This is a genomic window from Pseudanabaena sp. PCC 6802, assembly GCF_000332175.1.
Taxonomy (GTDB): Bacteria; Cyanobacteriota; Cyanobacteriia; order Pseudanabaenales; family Pseudanabaenaceae; genus PCC-6802.
Genome location: NZ_KB235914.1, coordinates 2,897,916 through 2,916,867 on the forward strand (window position 1 = coordinate 2,897,916; position 18,952 = coordinate 2,916,867).

The window sequence follows — 18,952 nt, forward strand, 5'->3', positions numbered from 1 at the left end:
CCTGGAATAAGGAATACAGGCAGGTCTTCTCTCGGTTGCCACTTGACCAGGTGCTGACGGCTGAAATATTGAGAGAAGTTGTACTCGCAACTGAACCGGATACTCGCACTAGGCAACGCTTTTGTATGGTGACTAAGGCTTTGGCAACATTCGCGGGGATAGAATTTGACGCGCAATCCTATCGCGGGAAGTATTCGCCCAAGCATGTCACGCCGCGAGATTTGCCTGACGATCGTCCGATCGCAGAGTGGTACTACAAAATTTCTAACCCAGCGTGGCAATGGATTTATGGGGCGATCGCTACCTATGGCTTGCGACCGCATGAGGCTTTTTACCTCGACCTGGCGGACTTCCCGATCGTGACGGTGACAGAAGGGAAGACTGGGCGACGGCGTGTATGGCCGTGCTATCCAGAGTGGGCAGAGCAATTCAATTTGCGCGATCGGAAGCTCCCAGCGGTGACGGGGCGAAATAATAGCGAGTTGGGGGAGAGGGCGGCTAAATACTTTAAGCGAGTGGGGCTACCGTTTGTGCTTTACGATCTGCGCCACTGCTGGGCGGTGAGAACCTTGGAATTTGGCTTGGATATTTCGCTAGCTTCTCAGCAAATGGGTCATGCCGTCCAGGTGCATACCGATCTCTACCATGCCTGGATTTCAGAGCGGCATCACCAGCGGGCGTATGAGGCGATTATGATGCGAAGCGATCGACCTAAAGCCCCCATAATTATTCCCTAGTCTCGATCGGCTCCTTGCTCATCCATGCGGCGGGATAGGTGACGTATCTCTTGCAGAAGTATGTTAAAGCGTTGGTCGCTTTCTTCATGACGCTGTTTAAATTCAGCATCACGCTGTCTTGACTCAATTTGCGCCTGGGTGAGCAGGGTGATATTCTCAGCCATCATGCGCTGAGTCTCTGACATAAAGGCAATAGCCTCTTCTACTGTGCGAACTCTTCTTTCTAGTGGTTCTTGGGTCATGGTTTTTATCTTAATTCATCCCATCAATTATCCCACTTACTCCAAGCACAATAAGACTTAATCCTGTGAGTATCCCCCCACCAAGGAGTGAGATGCCTGTAATTCCCTCATACGCCCAGAAAGCGCGAACGATATCACGTTCCTGAGTAGCAGCATAAAACTCAACTAGGGTCAGTACTAAGCCTAGGACTGATAACCAGCCTACTAAACCACCAACTCCTACAAACAGGTAACTTTTCCACCCCCTTCTCAACAGGATCATTATCAAGGTTAAAAGCCCCAGGCTTCCGAAACAGATCTGCCACCACCTTTTTGAGATTTTCTTTTGTAAATTCAAAGGTTTAGTGGAATTCCACTCCACTCGTTTTTTACTGTCTCTTCCTAAAATCCGAACTTTCTCGATCGCATCTAGCTTAAAAGTTTCTAGCTTAGGCATTACTGTTTCAAGTAGCGCTGGGTACTCAACTGTTTTCTCGTCAGTTCTGCTGATTAGGACAGTTAGCTCTTTCCCGAAACGAGTAACTTTGATGCTTACGTTCCAGCCATACAGGTAGTCCTGTAGAGACTGCTGCACTTCAAGATCTGTTGCTTGCCTCTTGCCCATAGTCGCTGTCTCCCGTATATAGCTCTTACGCTAATCTGGACAAAACTCTAGGCTGAGCCTGATTCTTAGCTTACCCTTTACCCACTGCGGTGAACCTGGCTCTAGGATCTCACACACTACCTCCCCATTTAACCAGTCGTGGGTTTCATCGCTTATGTCTAGCCTACGGTGACAAGCCTCAATAAAGTCACCCGCTTTAAACATTTGCTCAGGGATAACGATCCAGTTTCCCTCTCTGGATACAGCCGTCTCAGAATCTAGTGGTTCAAATTGGTTCACTGGTACCCCCTACCTTCCTGCTTCCGCGATCGCAATTAGGCGATCGGACACCACACGGCTAACCTGCGCCAATTCTTTTGGTGGCATTCGTCTAATTTCCATGACAATTTCATTTAAGTCTGGGCCTTTAGGAACAGGTTTATCCTCCAGGTAAGCTATTAAACCCTCTAAGGTGTATCCCGCCTTACTGGCTATTAAAGACAAATTTTCGATCGAAGGCATTGCATCTCCTGATTCCCAAGACTGAATAGAAGCAAAAGATACACCTAGTTCCTTTGCAAATTTCCGTTGGCTTACATGGCCGCGCAAGTCCTTTATCAAACCCGAAAGTCTTTCCTTACTGTTCATTATTTCCCTAGCCGAATAGTCTATTTGTCAACTGCCCGACAAATATACTTTACCCGAAATTGACATGTAGCCTAATAGGATAGTAGACTGACTAGGGTAATCATCAAATTGAAAGGATAGGCAGTCAAATGACTACTAAAGTCAAGTTAACTATCTCGTTAGATGAGGAGCTTGATAAAAAGCTCCGAATTAACGCTGTAATGCACCGCAAAAATATTAGTGATGTTGTGGTTGCAGCCCTTTCTGTATATCTAGCTTGCCCAGACAAAGGCCGTAACTCCAAAACAAATGGGGGTGCAGCATGACACTAATTCCGACTACCGAGCGACTACCTGGCTACGAGCTGCGGCTCCCCTTCTACCTGGAAGCATTTACCGATATTTACCGCGCAGCCACTGAGATGATGGAGAACCCAGACAAGGCTCTCACAGCAACAGAGTGGGTGCGTATAGAACGCCGTCGGCAAACAGCCATCTACGAAATTGCCACCCTGCTGGAGATTCCAGATCTACCACCGCCAGGTGCGCAGTTATCGCCCGAGCAATGGCAGCAATGCCTTGATTTCATTAATGCTCAGGAGGGAGCCTAGATGCCTTCCAGCTACCAGGAAGTTCTATTTGAGTGGATTAAGGTTTACCACGATACCACTGCTACGCTGGAAAACCCGCCAGAAATGCTCTCTGCAACAGATTGGAAACTGGTAGAAAGCACTCGCGAATTTGCTCTCTACCAGATTGCGACATTGCTGCGAATCCCCGAGCTAACACCGCTAGGGAAGATTCTAACGCCATTACAACGGCAGCAATGCCTTGATTTTATTCGCGATCGCCAGGCAGAGCAATCAGTATGTCCATGCGGCAGGATGACAGCCCTAGATTGCTGTGGTGAATGCGGTCTGGAGTCGTTGCCATGCCCATGAACCGCGCACTCTATCCCGAGGATTGGGAAGCGATCGCCCTTGCGATCAAGAACAAGGCTAAATGGGAATGCCAAGCTTGCGGCAAAAAGTGCATTCAACCGCACCAGGTAGCGGCGGCTTACAAAGCCAATGTCAGAGCATGGGCAACCTATACCCTGACCGTGCATCACCTCGATCACAACCCAGGCAATAACGCGCCTGACAACCTGATCGCGCTTTGCGCTCCGTGCCATCGCCGCGCCCACGCTAGGGATAAGCGGTATGGCAAGCCTAACCCCGATCAGCTTGCATTGATTTGAGTACACATGATCGCTCTTCGCATCGAGGGGCGATCGCCTTCATTTTTCATGAGAACGCATGGCTAAACAACACGATACAAGCCCAGAAACCTTACTAAGGTACATAAAAATCTTAGAGAATCAGCTTTTCACTGTAAGAGGAGAGGTAATTCATATACTTGAAAAACTGAACCGCGATGCCGAGCATCACCGTTTTTTAACTGCGATTACACGATTAGAGCAGGTGAAACGGACAATCAACCTATAACCACACAGCGATCGCACCTGACATAACCAGGGCGATCGCTCTTTATTTTGGAGAAAACTATGATTGGCAAGTTTTGGGACGGTAAATATTTGCCGCTTCATTCGGAGGTGGGCGAAATCAAGAATGAATCTGGTGCCTGGCAATTCATCCTTAGCGCTGGAATGGTGCCAATGGTGGTTAGCCACCAGACAAAGAAGGTTTGGGTTCTAAGCTGGGAAACAATTCACCAGCTAGCGCTTGATGCCGGAATTGACGAGTAAACACCAGCGATCGCACCTGACATAACCAGGGCGATCGCTTTCATTTTTACAGGAGAAACTATGCATGACAGAAGAGTTCGCAATTGTACATTACACAGAGGAATTCAAGATTTTGCATTACTTATCAGGTCTCAGACAAAATCAGGGAGTAAGGGTAGTGAATATAGTTTATGGTGTGGGACTTCCTGCTAACCCTAACTCCGCAAGCCAAGTCAGAAGATGTTTGGAGAGCCTAAAAACACAAGAGTTAGTGGACGATTATAAAACCCGTTCTAATTCCAACAGAAAACTTTGGAAAATCACCGATAAAGGGCGTTCCGATCTTGCAAGGGCGAAGGAAGCTATCGAGGCAGTTATTCAAGCTGCTAAAGAAAAACTCAGACAAATACCCGACGATTCTGAGGTGTAGACATGCCAGAAGGAATCAGAGAAGACCACTTTCAAGAGTGGACTAAAGGCAGTGGTGTAAGCGAGAGAATTACCAGTCTCAATGTCGAATCCCTCACCGACCCCCAGGAAATCGACAAACGACTTAACCGAAACAGCCGTCGGCGCACTAAACATAGCGATTGGGGCACAGGTGGATGGTATGTCAGTGGAGTAGATCCCAGTACCGGAGAACGGCACGGTATTGGCGCGCAATTCAAACCCGACCGACCGCGCTTAAAGGGCGACAAGCCCATTAAATACGAGAGCGTCAGCGATTCCGAATCCGTTCCCCTGTTTCTCGATACGGGCGATCGCTACTACTGGCCGAATATTCTCAAAGGCAACGATGCGATCGTCATCACCGAAGGAGCTAAAAAGGCTGGTGCGGGGCTTACCGCTGGTGTCCCCACCATCAGCGTGCCAGGTGTGAGCAACGGGCAGAAACAGGGGCGGCTCAAAGAGTACCTGCACGCGTTCTGCAAACTGGGGCGGCGCGTCTATCTCTGTTTCGATTCAGACATACTGGTCAAATTCCAGGTGCGTAGAGCGCTCGACACCCTAGGGCGGCTAATTGCCGAGTGCGGATCGACGGTCTCTGTTATCAATCTGCCAGCCGAAACCAAGGGCATGGACGACTACATCGTCGCCAGGGGCGGCATCGCCTTTAAAGCCCTGCTATCAAAAGCTCAAACCTTTGAGGAATGGCGCAACGACCCCACCGAGATCCAAAGGCTCAATGCCAAAGAGGAAAAATGCTTTACCCAACTCGTATTTGAGGAGCTTTACACCGCAACCCCCTGGGTGTGCATCGCCGAAACACTCCATCGCTGGACTGGCACGCACTACGAACCATCTCCCGATGCGATCGAGCGCCGCCGGATCTGGGATTACTGCAATAAGCACGGCACGGTCACCGATGACGGCTACAGCGAGGTCAAAGTGTCTTACAAATATGCCAATCCCGCCATAGTCTCTCGCTGTCTGGAATGGGCAAAGCAAGGCACGTCGATCGACCCCGAAAGTGTCAACCCCTCCGGCCTCAACCTTGCCAATGGCGTACTTAGCCTGACTTGGGAAGGCAGCAAACCCACCTGGCGGCTAGTCCCCCACACTCCCGATATCGTCTACACCTACTGCTCAAAGGTTGCGTACCAGCCGGACATCGATGGCGCGATCGCAGACCAATTACTAATTGCCCTCGACCCTCCCCAGCGGGACATTTTCCTCAAGACTATGGCGGCGGCGTTTGACCTCACCACCGTGCGTCAATTCCTGCGCGATCGCCTGCGAGTTCTACTACTCAAGGGTGACGGCTCTAACGGCAAGGACACGCTGCGAGAGACGATCGGGGAAATATTCGCGCAGGGGCTAACCGGATGCACCTTCTCCGACTTCCAGCAGTACGACGAGGGGCGCAAGTTCCCGCTGGCAAAGCTGGCATACAGTCGCATCAACTGGGCATGTGAAAACCAGGACAATATCCGGCTCGACAAATTGCAAGTCCTTAAACAAGTCGCTACGGGCGACCCGATCGACATTGAACCAAAAAACAAAGAAGAGTACTCTATCAAACCCAAGGCAGTGCTTGCTTTCAATATCAACGAGACACCAGGCTTACTGGCCGCCCAGGAAGCAATCCGATCGCGCTATACGATCCTCCAGTTCGCGAAAACGTTTAAAGCCAACCCCCAGCACGAGGGCGAAATCCAGGCTGACCCGCGCTTCAAGCACAATCCCGAGTTCATCCAGTACCAGGTCGCACCGGCGCTGCTCAATAAACTCCTGGAAGCGCTTACCCGCCTCACCACCGAGGGCATCGACTACACCTGCACCGACGCGGCGATCGAGGAAGCCCGCAAATCTTCTAGCCACTTATTCCGGTGGGCGGACGATATAGGTCTAACTGTCGGTAGTGGTGGGGAAGAACTCCTTGTAGGGGAATTGTATGAGAGCCTTAAGCAATGGTACCTAGACAATGAGTGGCTGACCGTTGAAATTGACTCAAAGGGTAAAGAAAAGACGATATGGCTAGATGTAGGAAGTAAATCTGACCCAGTGGTCAAAGCTTCGCATCAAATGCGCGATCGGCTCTCTAAAATCTTTCCCACGGTCAAATTTGGCAAGCGCTCCAAAAAAGGTGTATCTCTTACTGGTCTTATTTTTTTTGATTCAGTAGTAAAAATAGGATCACTAGGATCACCACCCCCCGAAAACGCAGAAGGGGAAATCGATTCCAGGATCGGTGTAGGATCACCGGAGGATCACCAGAGGATCACCGGAGGATCACCCGACTTAACAAAACTTCAAGAAGGTGATCCTATAGAGGCTGCTGGTGATCCTCCGGTGATCCTAGGGGTGATCCTACAAGATGCCCCAAAAAACGGACACAGTAACGGTTACAAGGTAGGTGGTGATCCTGGTGATCCTAAAAACGCACTTACTGTAGAAAAATTTTCTGAGGGCGATCGCGTTGTAATTAAAAACTGCGCTCTTGCAGTCGAGCGACACCCAAAAATCAAAGACGATCTCAAGTGGGCAGTCTGGGGAATTACAGATCTTTTGCCAGATGGCGAAGCCTGTTGCAGGTCTGGCCCGTACCGATATGTGTTCCGTCTAGAGTGGCTAGCGAGGTGGTGGAAAGATGCCTAAAAAATCACCCTGGAAAACCACATCTGACGCTTGCGAGGAATTGGGGTTAACCACCCGCCAACTCTGGAAGTTGCGCGAGGACATGACGATCGGGAAACACTATCGCACCATCAGCCGCGCCACTGCCAAGCGCCCAACGTACCAATGGCACATCGGCAACATCGCCACGCTACTACAAACACCGCTTGAGAACCGTTGAAATTAAAAGCGATCGCTCTCTCACGGCGATCGCTAAATTTGTTATTACTCGTGTATATAGTCAGACTTCTTTAGTTTAGCTTTCCTGATAGACAGAGAGGAAGACTCTACCTTTCTCGTACAAGGGCAGTACAGAGTTAGTTAGATCTGCGTTGTGCATCCTCACACATCCGTATGTGGGATAAAGCGTTTGGTACGGTTCCCACGCACCAGGCCATCCACACGCAGAACCGCCGCCATGCAGACAGATGCCAGCGCGATTGTTTCCGTCTTCATTCCCCTCTAAGTCACCCATGTCAAAAGTTATCCATCCATACGATTTTTTGACGTGAGCAGGTACACTGTCTGCATTCTCCAAATCCCGATAAACATCGCCAAGCAGGTAAAGCCCTGGCGGAGTATCGGATTGTGCCCAGCGCCATTCGTTCTCTCCGTACTGCCCTCTAGCTAGACAAGGCAATTCCCAGAGAAGCTTGCCATCGTAGCTATACGCCTTTACTGTCTCTGAGACATCGTTGACAATTAGGTGGAAATCGTTGGCACTAAATCCGAACTCTTGGGGTTTGCGTTTCGGGCCGATCATAAGCTTACTTAGATAAAGGGGGTAGTTGTGGGGGAGTTTGCGGGGGCTTTTGTGTTGACACAGAGGGGTTGTTAACTTGATAAACCTTGCGATTTTTCTCAATCTCAAGCTTCAACTCAGCTATTGAGGCTTTAATCTGGTCAGCCAGTTCAAAAAATCGTTCCTGGTTTCTCTTGCTGTCCTGGAGCAGTTGCAAAATCAATCCTATCTGCTGATTTTGTAGCTGAAGGATAGACGCAACCTCTTCTTGAAACTGTTTCGATGACTGCAATTGATTTGCGAGAAGCGTTCTAGTAAATTCGTTTAGCGTTCCAAAAGTGTTCTCGCTCTGCTTTAAATCCACCTCTCTCTCTTTAGCATCAGCATCAATCCTTGCTCTGATCTCAGCCCCCTTAGTTTGAGAGAAAAAATCGACAATTCGCGGCAAGATTTTAATAAGCGCCATGCCCAACAGCAGCCACAGTAGCCTATCTACGCCTAAACTGGTGGCAAGATCGAGGACTGGTTGAGGGCGTATTTGCGGGGGCTGTTCAGGCTGTACTTGCTGGGCAATTAATTTCATCAGCTAAACTCTGTTACCTGTGCGTTACCGTTATTGTTAGTCCATAGCCCCTTGATTACTCCAGTAAAGTTAACTGGAGATTCGTAATAGACGGAAGGATTTATTCTTGCGCTAAAAGCGTTAGCGGTAGGAGCGACACCAAAACCGACATACAACACGCCCGTACTGTTGTTATATATCGTGAAAGTTTTGCGGTTAGAGTTAGCTGTCAACAAATCTACCGCCGCTGCGCTGCTAGCGGCAACAGATGTTTGGGTTGCATTTCCGCTAGTTATCGCACTTGAGGGTTCTGAATAGAGAGGCATATTAAATCTCCAGATTTCTAAAGTGTAGTTCCCTAACCAATCGGCGGGAGTAAATTCAAGTAAGTATTCGCCGTTGATCGGTGGCAATCGGATAACCTGACTAGATAGCTTCAAAGGGAAAGAGTCGAGAATTATCGGTAACTGGGGATTACCAATGATTCTGTTTAAAGTTCCCGCTACTTGCCAAGTATCAGGCTTGGGCGGTCGCTTAACAGTCACCACAAGTTCTCTTTCTGTTAGGAGTCGGTTGACAACATGCTTACCGCTTTTACTGTTCAGGTTTTGCCCGTAGATAAGAATGCGTGAAAGTCCTGTTTTAGCTGGCATATATATTCCTCAGCTTCCTCTAGAGAAATCCACTCATCATCTTCTTCATCCTCATCAGTATCCCAACCGCCATAACTATCGTAAGCATACTCTAGGAAGCTTTTAGCGTTAACCGCTTCCAACATTCCAGCCTCGTTAGCGATATAGTTTCGCTCATCAAGCGGAATATCAGAAGCGGGTAACTTGCTTTGTAGAATCGCGTTAAATCCTGGATCTCCAGGCAATAGCAATTTCTTCATAAGCTTAGAGAATCAAAGTTAAATCGCCTTGTTGGTAAGTTCCTGCACTAGTACTAAACCCAGTGGGAACCTTAGCGCTTGGATCGTAGAAGGTGCTAAATTTAGCGCTTTCTTCGCCCTTGGCAACTGACCCCTTAACTCTTGGTGGACGTGGGAAGGACGCGCCGAAAACTAAATCAGTCTCAGCGCCTGTCACTTCCTTGATTCCCAAAGCCTTGGCTGAACCAGAAATCACATTCCAGCGTTTGAGGGACATTGCCCATGCGTATTTAACACCGATCAATGTCACGTAAACCGCTTTTTGCCGCTGAGTTGTAGCCTTGCGGCCTTTAGACTTAGCTCTGCTGATATCCCAACCCGCTTTAGCGGCATCATCTTCTTTCGCGAAAGAAACATACGAGCTTTCAATGCCAGTGGTACGAGTGCGAGATGCTTTTCTGGGCTTAGGGTGATTTGCTTTGTAAATCAAGCCCTGAACCGCTGTATTAGCGTCTACAGCGGTATGTCCCAATGCGGTACTTACGCCGGAATCGGCAGTAGTTTTGAAGGCGTATTTTATGTCTGCGTATGGTGCCGCCATTGCCACCCATACTAATTTTGCTTTTGTCATTTCAGTTACCTTAAATTTGGATAATCGTTAACCTATCGTCAATCGCTAAGCGGTTACAGCAGTAGCACTTTGTCTATCTAAAGGCGAACGACTTTGGAAACTGTAGGTTTCAGTAACGTAGAATTTTCCATCCGTTGCATCTAATTCGGGAACACCAGAGAAAGGCGCGGGATAGCTATTTAAATCACTAGCATTACCAGGATCTGCGTTATACGCGATTTGCGCTGTATTAGCAGCAGTTAATAGCACGGTGAAAAATTCAGCAACTTTCATATCTGCCGCTGCAATTGCTAATTCGCCCATGCATTTTTCAGCGTCAAAAACAATCGTATTGCCAGCAATAGTTACAGCAGCGGGGTCACCAAAACCTGCGCTTAATTGTTGAAAAGTTAAATCAGCAGCCATGTGAAAATATCTCCTACTAGGTTAAAAGTTACCAATAACACGTTTAACTCACGAATTTGTATCGCGTTTAAATTCATGCAATAAAAACGCAAGTGTCTGTATTTTAGCTGCTAAACAAATCGTTTTGTCAAGGGGTAAGTGTGGCTATAGAAAGCCTTAAGAGACAAGGCTTTAAGTTAATCGGTCTTATTACCAAAACCTAGGGTTTTGCAAAAACGCAAGACGCAATTTATAGTGGTAGAAAATTAATTAATACGCGCAATAAGCTATGAAACTAATTTGTTACCCCTTACTTTGTACCGATTCCAGAAAAGCCATTTTAAGACAGTCTAAAAACGTCTTAAAGAGTCATCGATATTCACCTAAAGGTGATTTGCTCCAAAGACTAGCTAAAAAGCTTGGTTGGAATATTGATAGGGTAGCTGAACAGCTTCACAAGGAAAGGGAATATTTGCTTAAACAAGAGTCCAGGAAATAGCTATTCTTCCGTTTAAACCATTAACTTAATTAATTAACTTAATACCGCATGAGAATACAACAAACGATTAATCGCAACGTTCAGATACTTCAACCAATGCCGATAAATAGTAGCGATATTGTTACTATTTACCGTCCTGGTGTAGTATCCCCACAAGATAGGGTAGCTACGGCTAGGTTCTACGGATTCATTACTTCCCTGCGATTGCTGGTAGATATAAAGAGCTTACCAGAATCGCAAATTCCCGATTTGGATGTAGCGACATCCCGCGCAGATAGACTGATGAAACTTAGAGATGTCGAATGGCGTTCCGAAAGAAAGGAATTGCAACTTTTGCTCAAGACTAGCGCAACGGGATGGGTAAAGATTGCATCTGTCAGCTTGTTAAATCGAGTCCCCTTTTATCACATGGATATAATGCCATTTCTCACTAATGGCGTAGCCTTTGAGTTAGCCAATAACGCTGTGTTGGGGGCACGAATAATTAATGCGGGATATGGATTGCTCCAAAACGGTGATGAGGTTGTCTTATACGGTTCCGCTAAAGAAGAAATCACTTCTTTGCCAACCGATAGCCCAGAAATCAGTTATGCCACAAGTTACGATTTCGAGATACCCACTCATTTAAGCTTGATTCTCCCAGCTAATCCAAATCGACAACAAGTTACCCTGACAAATAAGAGTGACCTAGAAGATGTCTATATTAGTTACAGTGCAGATTTAGTGGTAGGTAAAGGCATCTGTTTAAAACGTGGTGGAGGTTCCTACGAAATCAATCTAAGTAACTTGTATCGCGGCAATATTTACGCAATTGCTGCAAATCTAGCACAACTTAGCGGGATAGAGGCAGTGTAGTCATTATGCAAATTAGAGACCCTTGGATAGGTGAACCACCACCACCACAAAGAAAGCGAATTGTCTTTACCTTCACGGCATTGGGTAAAGAACAAGCCGAAATCCTGCTAACAAATAAAATGCGCTACCTTCCCGATCTAACATTGCCAATCCTTGAATTTACCAAGATTATTTGATTATGGGAATTTTTGACCCTGGCGAAGATTATACCGATCCAGAACTAACCGAATCTCGGTATGAAGATTACGGGGCACTTGGACAATATCGTACTCGCGTATATGATGGCAACGGACAATTGCCGATTACGCCTTGGATTCCAGGGTTAGATAATCAACGCTATTTAATGCCCGATCCATTTGCGCCTAATCCCAATGATGACGATGCAACAGCAGATGTTTATCGCACTAAATGTGAAACCTGTGTTGTGGTTCAGTGGAGGAATATAGGGCGATGGACGCGTAATCCTTTTGGAATCCTTGTATTAGTAACCAAAGCGATTCCGGTATATTCTTGTACCCGTAGACCGGAATGCAGGGATAGAGGCAGGGATAGGGATGACCCAAAATTACCACCGGAACCGAAAATTCCTAAAGGATGGGGTTTGCGGGTTTGGTGGGGATGGTGGATACAGGTAATCGTATCTACCGAATATTGGGCAAACCCCCAAACTGGAGAACGCGGCGAAATCAAGCGTGTTCGCCGACAATATACCTATGGGAGCGGGATAAACAAAATCATAGAGGTAGAGGGATCATCGAACGGGGCTGGCATTTTTACGTTTCCCTTGGAAAATGTCAACGGACAGCAATTTAATGTTTTAGTAACCGAAATTGTGGCGGCAGGGGGTAAATCGGATTCGCCTTTTTTAAGTGGTATCGTAGGGTACAACGGTTACTCAGGTGGCTATTTTAACTACAAAAAACTGACTGACGTAAAGCTGTTGGCGGTGGAACGCTATATCCTCAATCCCTTAGTCCGGCAGCAATTCCCATCTTATTTCTACAATGGGTCAATTCCCAGTGATAGCAACGGATATGCGAATGAAGAATTTAATAATACCCACGAATTAAATGCGCGGATGGGCTACACCTTCTGGGACGAAGTTAAGCGGACATTTGCGCGATTGCGGCAACGCAAGTTTACCCGCCCTGTGCCCAATGCATTTCCCTACAGAGAAGAAGAATTTGATTTATATACCGATTGGTTTCGACCGAACGGCATTCCCTATTTATTCGGTCTTGGGAATTGGGCTGGACGCTCTATGTATTGGAGTGTCATAAAGACTGAATTATTGCCACCGTCAGGAAGCCCAGTTAACCCTAAAGATAATGGACATAATAACCCTAATGGAGAGGACCCCATGAGTTGCTGTGAAGAACAAAGCGATTTGTTGAGAGCAATCTATAAGCGATTAGGTTGCGATCAATATCCCATTGAGGTGCCAGAAACCTTGGTACCTAATGATGATACAGAGAAAGGCAAAACTCAGCAAATAGAAGATTTAACCAATTTGGTTTTTTGGGAAATTAAACAGTTAGATGCATTAACAGGGCAATTTCCAATAGAGATCGAAATACCTGCCGCTCCAGAAGTAGGTGTTAAAGAGCAAAAACTGAAATTTCCGAATATTGCCGAAAGCTTGGCGGAAATAGTTGGCTTACTCGTGCCTAATTCCGTTGACAATAATATCGCTATCGACTTAATTAACCGATTGTTCACGGAAGTGATAGCGGCAAAAAATGCGGCAATTATTGGGCAAGATTTGGCATATGCCAATAGCGAATATCTAGGCTACAAAATCAAGCAAATTACCCGTGATGTCCCTAGTTCAGTTAACCTAGAAAAGCTTGGCACGTATAAGGACTTTGCTAAAGAAGGCAATTACAAGCTGGTTTCTTGGGAAAATGTGGACAAAAATACCGCTCAATCATTTTTCTCGAAACTGATGTTCTCAGCGTCAATCATCAAAGAAGTATTTTTTGTCTCTGGACGCAAAGATCCAAAGGGTAGGCGCATACAGCAAACATTGAAAGACGTACAAGGTAATGCCAAGGAAACGGAGAACAATTGGGCACAGTATCTTGACGATCCATTAGACCAAGGCAAAAAGGATAAAGATAGACCAAAAATCATTGAAAAAAATGAGGGAGTTATAGCAGATAATCCTTTGGGTGGTGGTGCAGGGAGTTAAATCAATGGGATTAAAAATAGTATTATCAGCGCTAGCAAGCCGAAAAAGACGGCAGGAAATCACCAAGGGGAAGCCCAGACAGATAAATCCCGCTGGAACGATTGTTCGCAAAGAAAATGGAGGGATGCTTGATGTTTTGCTTGGATGGGGTAAGCGAATAGTTGGATTTGTGGTAAGCCTGCTACCCGTTGTTGGCGGATGGGCAACAACGGTATGGTCATGGCTGATTGGCGCGGCAACAGCTATCGTTAATTTTGACTGGAATGCTAGTGACAAGCAGATAGAAGAATGGATAAAGGGTAATAATATTGCTTTAGCCTCAACTTGGGGTAATGCTGTAGGCGAAATTGCTGGTAGCGTTGCCGCGTTAGCAATTGGAGCAGGAGTATCGTTACTTGTTCCCGTGATCGGCGGTAAAGCGCTTGCAGCTATCGTTAAATCTCGGCTTATCGCAGAACGTGCTGATGATGTAATCGGAGCATTACGCTCTGCGCTTCAAGCTACCGTTGGAACGATGGCTAAAAATTCAGGTCTTAGCTTGTACGTGAATATTCGCAAAGCCATACGCTTAATTCCTGCGTTCAAAGGATGGGGTAGAGAGGGAGGCAAGCCATTTATCATCGCCGAAAAGGTTGAGGAGGCAATCCAAGCTATTCCTAACGAGTATTTACGGGCTTTTACGGATAGCGCGGTAGACCAGTTTTTTGAATCGTTTGTAGAGTCTGGATATATCGTAGCGAATACGATTGATGAGCAATGGCAATTACATAAAGCGAGTGCCACTACGATTCTTGGCAAAGAGACTACTTTGGAAATTTACCCAGATCCAGAAATTAAAGAGGAGAAGATTGTATTAAAAGGGAACCAACGATTGCTTAAACCACAATTGAGTACGGTTTTGGCTAACGCACAGATTATCAAAAATAAGGATGTAGGGCAGATTGCGGGTATGCCTGCGTCAGAATTTGTAAGTGCAGTACCAACAATGCGGTCGCTTACCATCATTCTGTATAGCAAAGAAAAACCCCCTTTCTTCGATAGGAAAACCAAGAAAAGAGCTAAGCCGGTACAGGTATCGATTCCCGATTACAAAAAAGGGTTGACTTGGCAACAAATCAAAGACGCTTGCAAAAACCACACTTGGGGTAAATTTCATGGTATCGCAAAGCTCGATAACGGACGCACCATTGAAGCTTGGAGTAGTAGCGAAAAGGAAGCGGTAGAAAAGGTTAAGGATTACTGCAAATTGAGCGAAGCGGAAATCGTGTCTATTCGGGTAACCGAGCAAAAGGAAACTAAAAATCTATCTATGAAGAGAGAGCCAACTAGAATTTATCCAGTATTCGTGAATTTTACAGTACGTAAAAAGGCTAGTAAATCTGGTAAAGGACGGCGAACACTTACAGGTAACTTAGAAGAGAAAAGGGAAAGATGGGAGTTATGGAGAGATAAACAACCCCAAGGCTATAAAACGCCTTAGACGTATTCGGGTATTAACTTAATTTATTAACTTAATGAAGGAATTGTAACAATGCCACTATCTAACCCAATCACAGTTATTAACGTGACCCAAGAAATCAATAACTACACGACTAACGAATACATCACTCAAGAGGTTAAGGGTAACGATATAATCTTCGCCGAAAGCGATCCATACGGACTAGCCGCAAGAATTAATCAAATTTGGATAAATCCTATCACAGGCGAATTATGGACGGCAGATAGTATTGAAACTATGGATGGTTGGAAAAAAATCATACCTAATGTTACTGCGCTAGGGAACAATTTACTTAATATGATTGGGGATTTAGAAGACAGCCTCACTAATGCGATCAACGGCTTAGAAGCCAGGTTGTCTGACACAGTAATCACCATTACAAGTCCTAATACAGCACCTTTGAGGATTGGACAAGTATGGCTAAATACTGTTTCTAGAAGATTGTGGATAGCATCAGCAACGGCAAATATTAACAACTGGATAGAAGTAACAGCAGAGAGCGGAATACCAGGGATGGGAGGGGGATTAATTCCGTTTATGGAAGCTTCGCCATACGATATAAACCTAATTGGAGCTAAACCCTATACCTTCTATTTTTCGATACCAGAGAAGGATATATACGTACTGAGTCAAGTAGCACCAGTAGAATTTACTCGATTCCTAGGCGAATATTTAGCACCGATAAACCCCTTTGCCTTTCGCAATTTCTTAAGTAGCGCAAATACCATTTATCAAGGTACAGGCGAATTTACCGGAACTACCGAAAATATACTTTTTGATCCAGAAGAAGCGGTGTATATGGGACAGCTATTGGAATACTACGACTTTAAAGGTACTTGGATGCTATGGAAACCAGAATCAGAAGGATTGTTCACCTTTACCACTGAATATTTACCTGGGTTTGTTGCTCAACCCGTTGTACTGTCCATCCTCAAAGGAACACATTACACTAATTTCGCTCCCGAAGTTCAGCATTATTACGATGGAATAAACGTCCCAATCGTTACCGCTGGGACAGGGGAAATATGGGCAATACGCGCAGCAATACCTTTTGATTATCCAGGGCAATTTAAAGTGATAATTAACGAGTATTCACCTTAGATAGGATCTCTAATCAATGGACTACTGATTTTTGGTGGCAAGGGGCAAGCTGATTTCTGCCACTAAATTTTTCTATACTGGGCATAATGCAAACCCTTTTCTAGGCATATTTTTAGGCTAGGCTACCCACAAAAAACGCTTAATCCTTACAGGTAAACACTTCTACGCATTTACCTAGCTGTCTCTTAATCCGCTGGTTCGGGGTTCGAATCCCCGGTCACCCATGTTTTTGTTGTAAGAGAATAGCCTGAGACCCACTTGAAACCCTGTTCCCGTCTGGTTTGTAGACTTATGGCAGTTTTGTCAGAATTTTAGAGCCAGAAATTCGGCAGTAAGGCTTTACCCAGATTGCGTGCGGTTTGATTTAAGAACCGCGCGGCTTGAATATGCGGTTCGTCAGGTTCAATGGGTAAGATTCTCGCTCTGTTGCCATGACCGAAATAGGCAACCACCTCGTTTGCTGCCTCCAAACCCGTGACAAAAGCTTTCTCCTGCGACCAGGAACCGTGTCGATTAACAATCCAATCACCGCTCATAAAAACGTTTGGGAAACTGGTGTCTCGGGACAATAGATATTGATAGCTTCCAGGCGCGAAATGTGTAACAGCGCGGGATAAGCGAATTACACTACTATCTATAATCTTCGTATCTCGAAACTCGCTTACGCAAGTGGTTAAATAACCGTGCGCGATCTTGACAATCTCATCGTTATCTAACGGCAAAAATTGATTAGCATGGTAAAAATCCACTTCGACAACGCTACCTGGCTCGTCGCGATATTCATCGTGCAAAGCATTGAGGTCGAAGAAAGTCCAACCCGTAGTAGCGTCAAAGCCAAAACATGCATTCGATGCCATTGGGATATCGATCTTGCGATCGCACCACAATCGCGTTGCCAATACATCCACCGCACCTAGATTCATTACATTGCGAAATTCTCGACGAGATTGCAGATGCGGACTGCTAGAGATTATCTTTTGCATGCCTGTAATCCCCACCGCAAACACTACAGCATCGGCATCAAATACTTCATCGCCGCAGACAACGCCTGTAGCTTTACCCTCGCCATCCACTCTGATATCGCTAACTCGTTTTTGCGCCAGTACCTTGCCACCTGCTTGTGCAATCTTCTCTACCCAGGGTCTAAAGATTTGCTCTCCCACTGTACCCCGACACCACACTACATCAAAGTCATTCTGATGTGCCAGGATGAAGTAGTAGAGCATTCCCAAAGCTGCTGCCGCCGAGCATTGCTCTCCAGGTGCAAACAAACCCACCAATAGCATTGGCTCAAATGACTCGCGATATAACCGCGCCGACACGCCAAATTGGCGAAATAGCTCGCGGGCAGTAACGCCATCGTAGCGCCGCCAAGCATCGTCGGAGTTATCGAAATCCACCACGGCGTAGAGTAAAGGGAGGGCAGACAAGCGATCGCTCAGCGGCAGACGCTTGAATTGTGGATAAAAGAACGTGCCCAGTGGCGTGGGTAAGCGCGGCAGATCTTGGAAGATGGGAGATTCTACCTCTAAGCCTGCGGGCGAGTACTGCGATGATTTTGTCCAGGGCGTAAAGGGACTGATGCCCAACTGTTTCACCAGGTCGAAAATATTTCGATAGGGATACCAGAAACCATGCACTCCTGCTTCTACGGATCTACCGCCTGCGGTTTTCCAACCTGCCACCAGACCGCCAGGATAGGCTCCCGCCTCTAGCAAAGTTACGTCGTAGCCCTGTTGGGCTAATTGATAAGTGGCACCCAAACCAGCCCACCCTGCTCCTACAACTACGACTTTACGCTTTTCCAATTCTGCTGGCATTTTCAATATTTATTAAGTAATATTAAGAGCCATTATAGCGGTTTTCAGATGGCTTATGCTTTGCCAACTTCAGCGCCGACAACAACAGAATTGTACCCAAAATCAAGTACAACAGGGAACTTGATACATATCTCAAAAGACTACTACCAATAAACGCGCCCAGAATTGAGCCAGATGCCATTGAACCGATAAACCCTTGCTCTGATTTAACTTCCTTAAGTCTTTGCTGGCTTCTGTATTTGAATAGGCCCATCACAATTGTTGGAATGCCGATCGCAAGGCTTAAACTCCCTGCTAATTTGATATCCACTGCAAACAACAAAATGATTGTTGGGATAATTAACTCACCACCTGCCACACCTAACATACTGCTGAAGATCCCAATGATGATTCCTGCTACAAGGCCAAAGCTGATTCTTAGGAGGCTCGGCAGTTGGAAACTTCCAAGACTGAAAATGAGATTGTGCCCTATCAATACAACAACGAATGAAAATGTTACTGTGACCAAGCTGACAATGAGATTGATAATAATGGCTTGCAGGGTTCGATAGTTGAAAATACTCACTAGAACAGGTAGGCGAAACTCTGCCCCGCCCAAACCAATTAGTCCACCCAGAACCCCAACCAAAGCTCCCCACGCAAAAGACTGAATATTTCGCATTCAGATCTCCACACCTCACAACAGCAAAATTATGAACGATGTGGTTTGAAGCTGAGGTTATCAACTTAACAGCACTTGATTTTGGCTGCCCCACAGATAACTTTCG

The 18,952-nt window shown here is 46.2% G+C and carries 26 protein-coding genes; 14 read left to right on the forward strand and 12 right to left on the reverse strand.

All coding sequences use genetic code 11. From position 1 onward, the window contains the following. Positions 1 to 35: 35 nt before the first annotated feature. Positions 36 to 737 carry a site-specific integrase gene (locus PSE6802_RS34505; protein WP_225902686.1) on the forward strand — a complete coding sequence of 234 codons (702 nt, stop codon included), beginning with the start codon at positions 36 to 38 and terminating at the stop codon, positions 735 to 737. Here PSE6802_RS34505 and PSE6802_RS29675 read toward each other — a convergent pair. The 4 genes from PSE6802_RS29675 to PSE6802_RS0119030 all read right to left on the reverse strand — a co-directional run bounded on the left by PSE6802_RS29675 (position 734) and on the right by PSE6802_RS0119030 (position 2,210). Continuing rightward, positions 734 to 979: a hypothetical protein gene (locus PSE6802_RS29675; protein WP_019501628.1), complete on the reverse strand. Its 246-nt coding sequence runs from the start codon at positions 977 to 979 to the stop codon at positions 734 to 736. The two genes, PSE6802_RS34505 and PSE6802_RS29675, sit on opposite strands and share 4 nt — an antisense overlap. Before the next feature lie 10 nt (positions 980 to 989). Then, positions 990 to 1,583, reverse strand: a complete 594-nt coding sequence (locus PSE6802_RS0119020; RefSeq protein ID WP_019501629.1) for a hypothetical protein — start codon at positions 1,581 to 1,583, stop codon at positions 990 to 992. A 30-nt stretch (positions 1,584 to 1,613) separates the two neighbouring features. Continuing rightward, positions 1,614 to 1,787 carry a KGK domain-containing protein gene (locus PSE6802_RS35920; protein WP_156815588.1) on the reverse strand — a complete coding sequence of 58 codons (174 nt, stop codon included), beginning with the start codon at positions 1,785 to 1,787 and terminating at the stop codon, positions 1,614 to 1,616. Between the two features lie 84 nt (positions 1,788 to 1,871). Continuing rightward, complete coding sequence (locus PSE6802_RS0119030) at positions 1,872 to 2,210, reverse strand: helix-turn-helix domain-containing protein (protein ID WP_019501631.1); 339 nt, start codon at positions 2,208 to 2,210, stop codon at positions 1,872 to 1,874. Positions 2,211 to 2,338: 128 nt separating this feature from the next. Between PSE6802_RS0119030 and PSE6802_RS33665 the strand changes: the two genes are divergently transcribed. The 8 genes from PSE6802_RS33665 to PSE6802_RS29685 all read left to right on the forward strand — a co-directional run bounded on the left by PSE6802_RS33665 (position 2,339) and on the right by PSE6802_RS29685 (position 7,212). Then, positions 2,339 to 2,515 (forward strand): ribbon-helix-helix domain-containing protein, encoded by a 177-nt coding sequence (locus PSE6802_RS33665; RefSeq protein ID WP_019501632.1) that lies wholly within the window; start codon positions 2,339 to 2,341, stop codon positions 2,513 to 2,515. Beyond that, positions 2,512 to 2,799 (forward strand): hypothetical protein, encoded by a 288-nt coding sequence (locus PSE6802_RS0119040; RefSeq protein ID WP_019501633.1) that lies wholly within the window; start codon positions 2,512 to 2,514, stop codon positions 2,797 to 2,799. Before PSE6802_RS33665 ends, PSE6802_RS0119040 begins: the two co-directional genes overlap by 4 nt. Beyond that, positions 2,800 to 3,129, forward strand: a complete 330-nt coding sequence (locus tag PSE6802_RS0119045; RefSeq protein WP_019501634.1) for a hypothetical protein — start codon at positions 2,800 to 2,802, stop codon at positions 3,127 to 3,129. Continuing rightward, a complete protein-coding gene (locus PSE6802_RS29680; RefSeq protein WP_036945666.1) occupies positions 3,120 to 3,428 on the forward strand; it encodes an HNH endonuclease signature motif containing protein in 309 nt (102 codons plus the stop codon). Before PSE6802_RS0119045 ends, PSE6802_RS29680 begins: the two co-directional genes overlap by 10 nt. A gap of 306 nt (positions 3,429 to 3,734) precedes the next feature. Next, on the forward strand, positions 3,735 to 3,935 hold the full coding sequence (locus PSE6802_RS0119055; RefSeq protein WP_019501636.1) for a hypothetical protein: 201 nt from the start codon (positions 3,735 to 3,737) through the stop codon (positions 3,933 to 3,935). 64 nt (positions 3,936 to 3,999) lie between these two features. Then, the gene (locus PSE6802_RS0119060; protein ID WP_019501637.1) at positions 4,000 to 4,344 is read left to right on the forward strand and encodes a helix-turn-helix transcriptional regulator; all 345 of its coding nucleotides are present in this window, start codon (positions 4,000 to 4,002) and stop codon (positions 4,342 to 4,344) included. 2 nt (positions 4,345 to 4,346) lie between these two features. Continuing rightward, positions 4,347 to 7,013, forward strand: a complete 2,667-nt coding sequence (locus tag PSE6802_RS0119065) for a DUF3854 domain-containing protein (protein ID WP_019501638.1) — start codon at positions 4,347 to 4,349, stop codon at positions 7,011 to 7,013. Further along, complete coding sequence (locus tag PSE6802_RS29685; protein ID WP_019501639.1) at positions 7,006 to 7,212, forward strand: hypothetical protein; 207 nt, start codon at positions 7,006 to 7,008, stop codon at positions 7,210 to 7,212. The genes PSE6802_RS0119065 and PSE6802_RS29685 overlap by 8 nt, the downstream gene beginning before the upstream one ends. Positions 7,213 to 7,287: 75 nt before the next feature. Here the strand turns inward: PSE6802_RS29685 and PSE6802_RS29690 are convergent, their stop codons facing one another. From PSE6802_RS29690 to PSE6802_RS0119100, 6 genes are read right to left on the reverse strand one after another with little or no spacing between them, the layout of a single operon-like run. After that, the gene (locus PSE6802_RS29690) at positions 7,288 to 7,794 is read right to left on the reverse strand and encodes a L,D-transpeptidase family protein (protein ID WP_019501640.1); all 507 of its coding nucleotides are present in this window, start codon (positions 7,792 to 7,794) and stop codon (positions 7,288 to 7,290) included. A gap of 4 nt (positions 7,795 to 7,798) precedes the next feature. Beyond that, positions 7,799 to 8,356, reverse strand: a complete 558-nt coding sequence (locus PSE6802_RS0119080; protein ID WP_019501641.1) for a hypothetical protein — start codon at positions 8,354 to 8,356, stop codon at positions 7,799 to 7,801. After that, positions 8,356 to 8,988: a hypothetical protein gene (locus PSE6802_RS32760; protein WP_156815589.1), complete on the reverse strand. Its 633-nt coding sequence runs from the start codon at positions 8,986 to 8,988 to the stop codon at positions 8,356 to 8,358. Before PSE6802_RS32760 ends, PSE6802_RS0119080 begins: the two co-directional genes overlap by 1 nt. Then, positions 8,937 to 9,227, reverse strand: a complete 291-nt coding sequence (locus PSE6802_RS0119090; protein WP_019501643.1) for a hypothetical protein — start codon at positions 9,225 to 9,227, stop codon at positions 8,937 to 8,939. Before PSE6802_RS0119090 ends, PSE6802_RS32760 begins: the two co-directional genes overlap by 52 nt. A 4-nt stretch (positions 9,228 to 9,231) precedes the next feature. Further along, positions 9,232 to 9,837 carry a hypothetical protein gene (locus PSE6802_RS0119095; protein WP_019501644.1) on the reverse strand — a complete coding sequence of 202 codons (606 nt, stop codon included), beginning with the start codon at positions 9,835 to 9,837 and terminating at the stop codon, positions 9,232 to 9,234. Between the two features lie 45 nt (positions 9,838 to 9,882). Further along, positions 9,883 to 10,242, reverse strand: a complete 360-nt coding sequence (locus PSE6802_RS0119100; protein WP_019501645.1) for a hypothetical protein — start codon at positions 10,240 to 10,242, stop codon at positions 9,883 to 9,885. A gap of 526 nt (positions 10,243 to 10,768) precedes the next feature. Here PSE6802_RS0119100 and PSE6802_RS0119110 point away from each other — a divergent pair. From PSE6802_RS0119110 to PSE6802_RS0119130, 5 genes are read left to right on the forward strand one after another with little or no spacing between them, the layout of a single operon-like run. Next, positions 10,769 to 11,575 (forward strand): hypothetical protein, encoded by an 807-nt coding sequence (locus PSE6802_RS0119110; protein ID WP_019501646.1) that lies wholly within the window; start codon positions 10,769 to 10,771, stop codon positions 11,573 to 11,575. A gap of 5 nt (positions 11,576 to 11,580) precedes the next feature. Beyond that, positions 11,581 to 11,751, forward strand: a complete 171-nt coding sequence (locus PSE6802_RS33670; protein ID WP_019501647.1) for a hypothetical protein — start codon at positions 11,581 to 11,583, stop codon at positions 11,749 to 11,751. A 2-nt stretch (positions 11,752 to 11,753) separates the two neighbouring features. Continuing rightward, on the forward strand, positions 11,754 to 13,766 hold the full coding sequence (locus PSE6802_RS0119120) for a hypothetical protein (protein ID WP_019501648.1): 2,013 nt from the start codon (positions 11,754 to 11,756) through the stop codon (positions 13,764 to 13,766). Between the two features lie 4 nt (positions 13,767 to 13,770). Next, the gene (locus PSE6802_RS0119125; protein ID WP_156815590.1) at positions 13,771 to 15,246 is read left to right on the forward strand and encodes a hypothetical protein; all 1,476 of its coding nucleotides are present in this window, start codon (positions 13,771 to 13,773) and stop codon (positions 15,244 to 15,246) included. Between the two features lie 51 nt (positions 15,247 to 15,297). Further along, on the forward strand, positions 15,298 to 16,365 hold the full coding sequence (locus PSE6802_RS0119130; RefSeq protein ID WP_019501650.1) for a hypothetical protein: 1,068 nt from the start codon (positions 15,298 to 15,300) through the stop codon (positions 16,363 to 16,365). A 311-nt stretch (positions 16,366 to 16,676) separates the two neighbouring features. Here PSE6802_RS0119130 and PSE6802_RS0119135 read toward each other — a convergent pair whose 3' ends face one another. Together PSE6802_RS0119135 and PSE6802_RS0119140 are read right to left on the reverse strand one after the other, a co-directional pair. Further along, positions 16,677 to 18,185 (reverse strand): hydroxysqualene dehydroxylase, encoded by a 1,509-nt coding sequence (locus PSE6802_RS0119135; RefSeq protein ID WP_019501651.1) that lies wholly within the window; start codon positions 18,183 to 18,185, stop codon positions 16,677 to 16,679. A gap of 22 nt (positions 18,186 to 18,207) precedes the next feature. Continuing rightward, the gene (locus PSE6802_RS0119140) at positions 18,208 to 18,846 is read right to left on the reverse strand and encodes a sulfite exporter TauE/SafE family protein (protein WP_019501652.1); all 639 of its coding nucleotides are present in this window, start codon (positions 18,844 to 18,846) and stop codon (positions 18,208 to 18,210) included. Between the last annotated feature and the right edge of the window lie 106 nt (positions 18,847 to 18,952).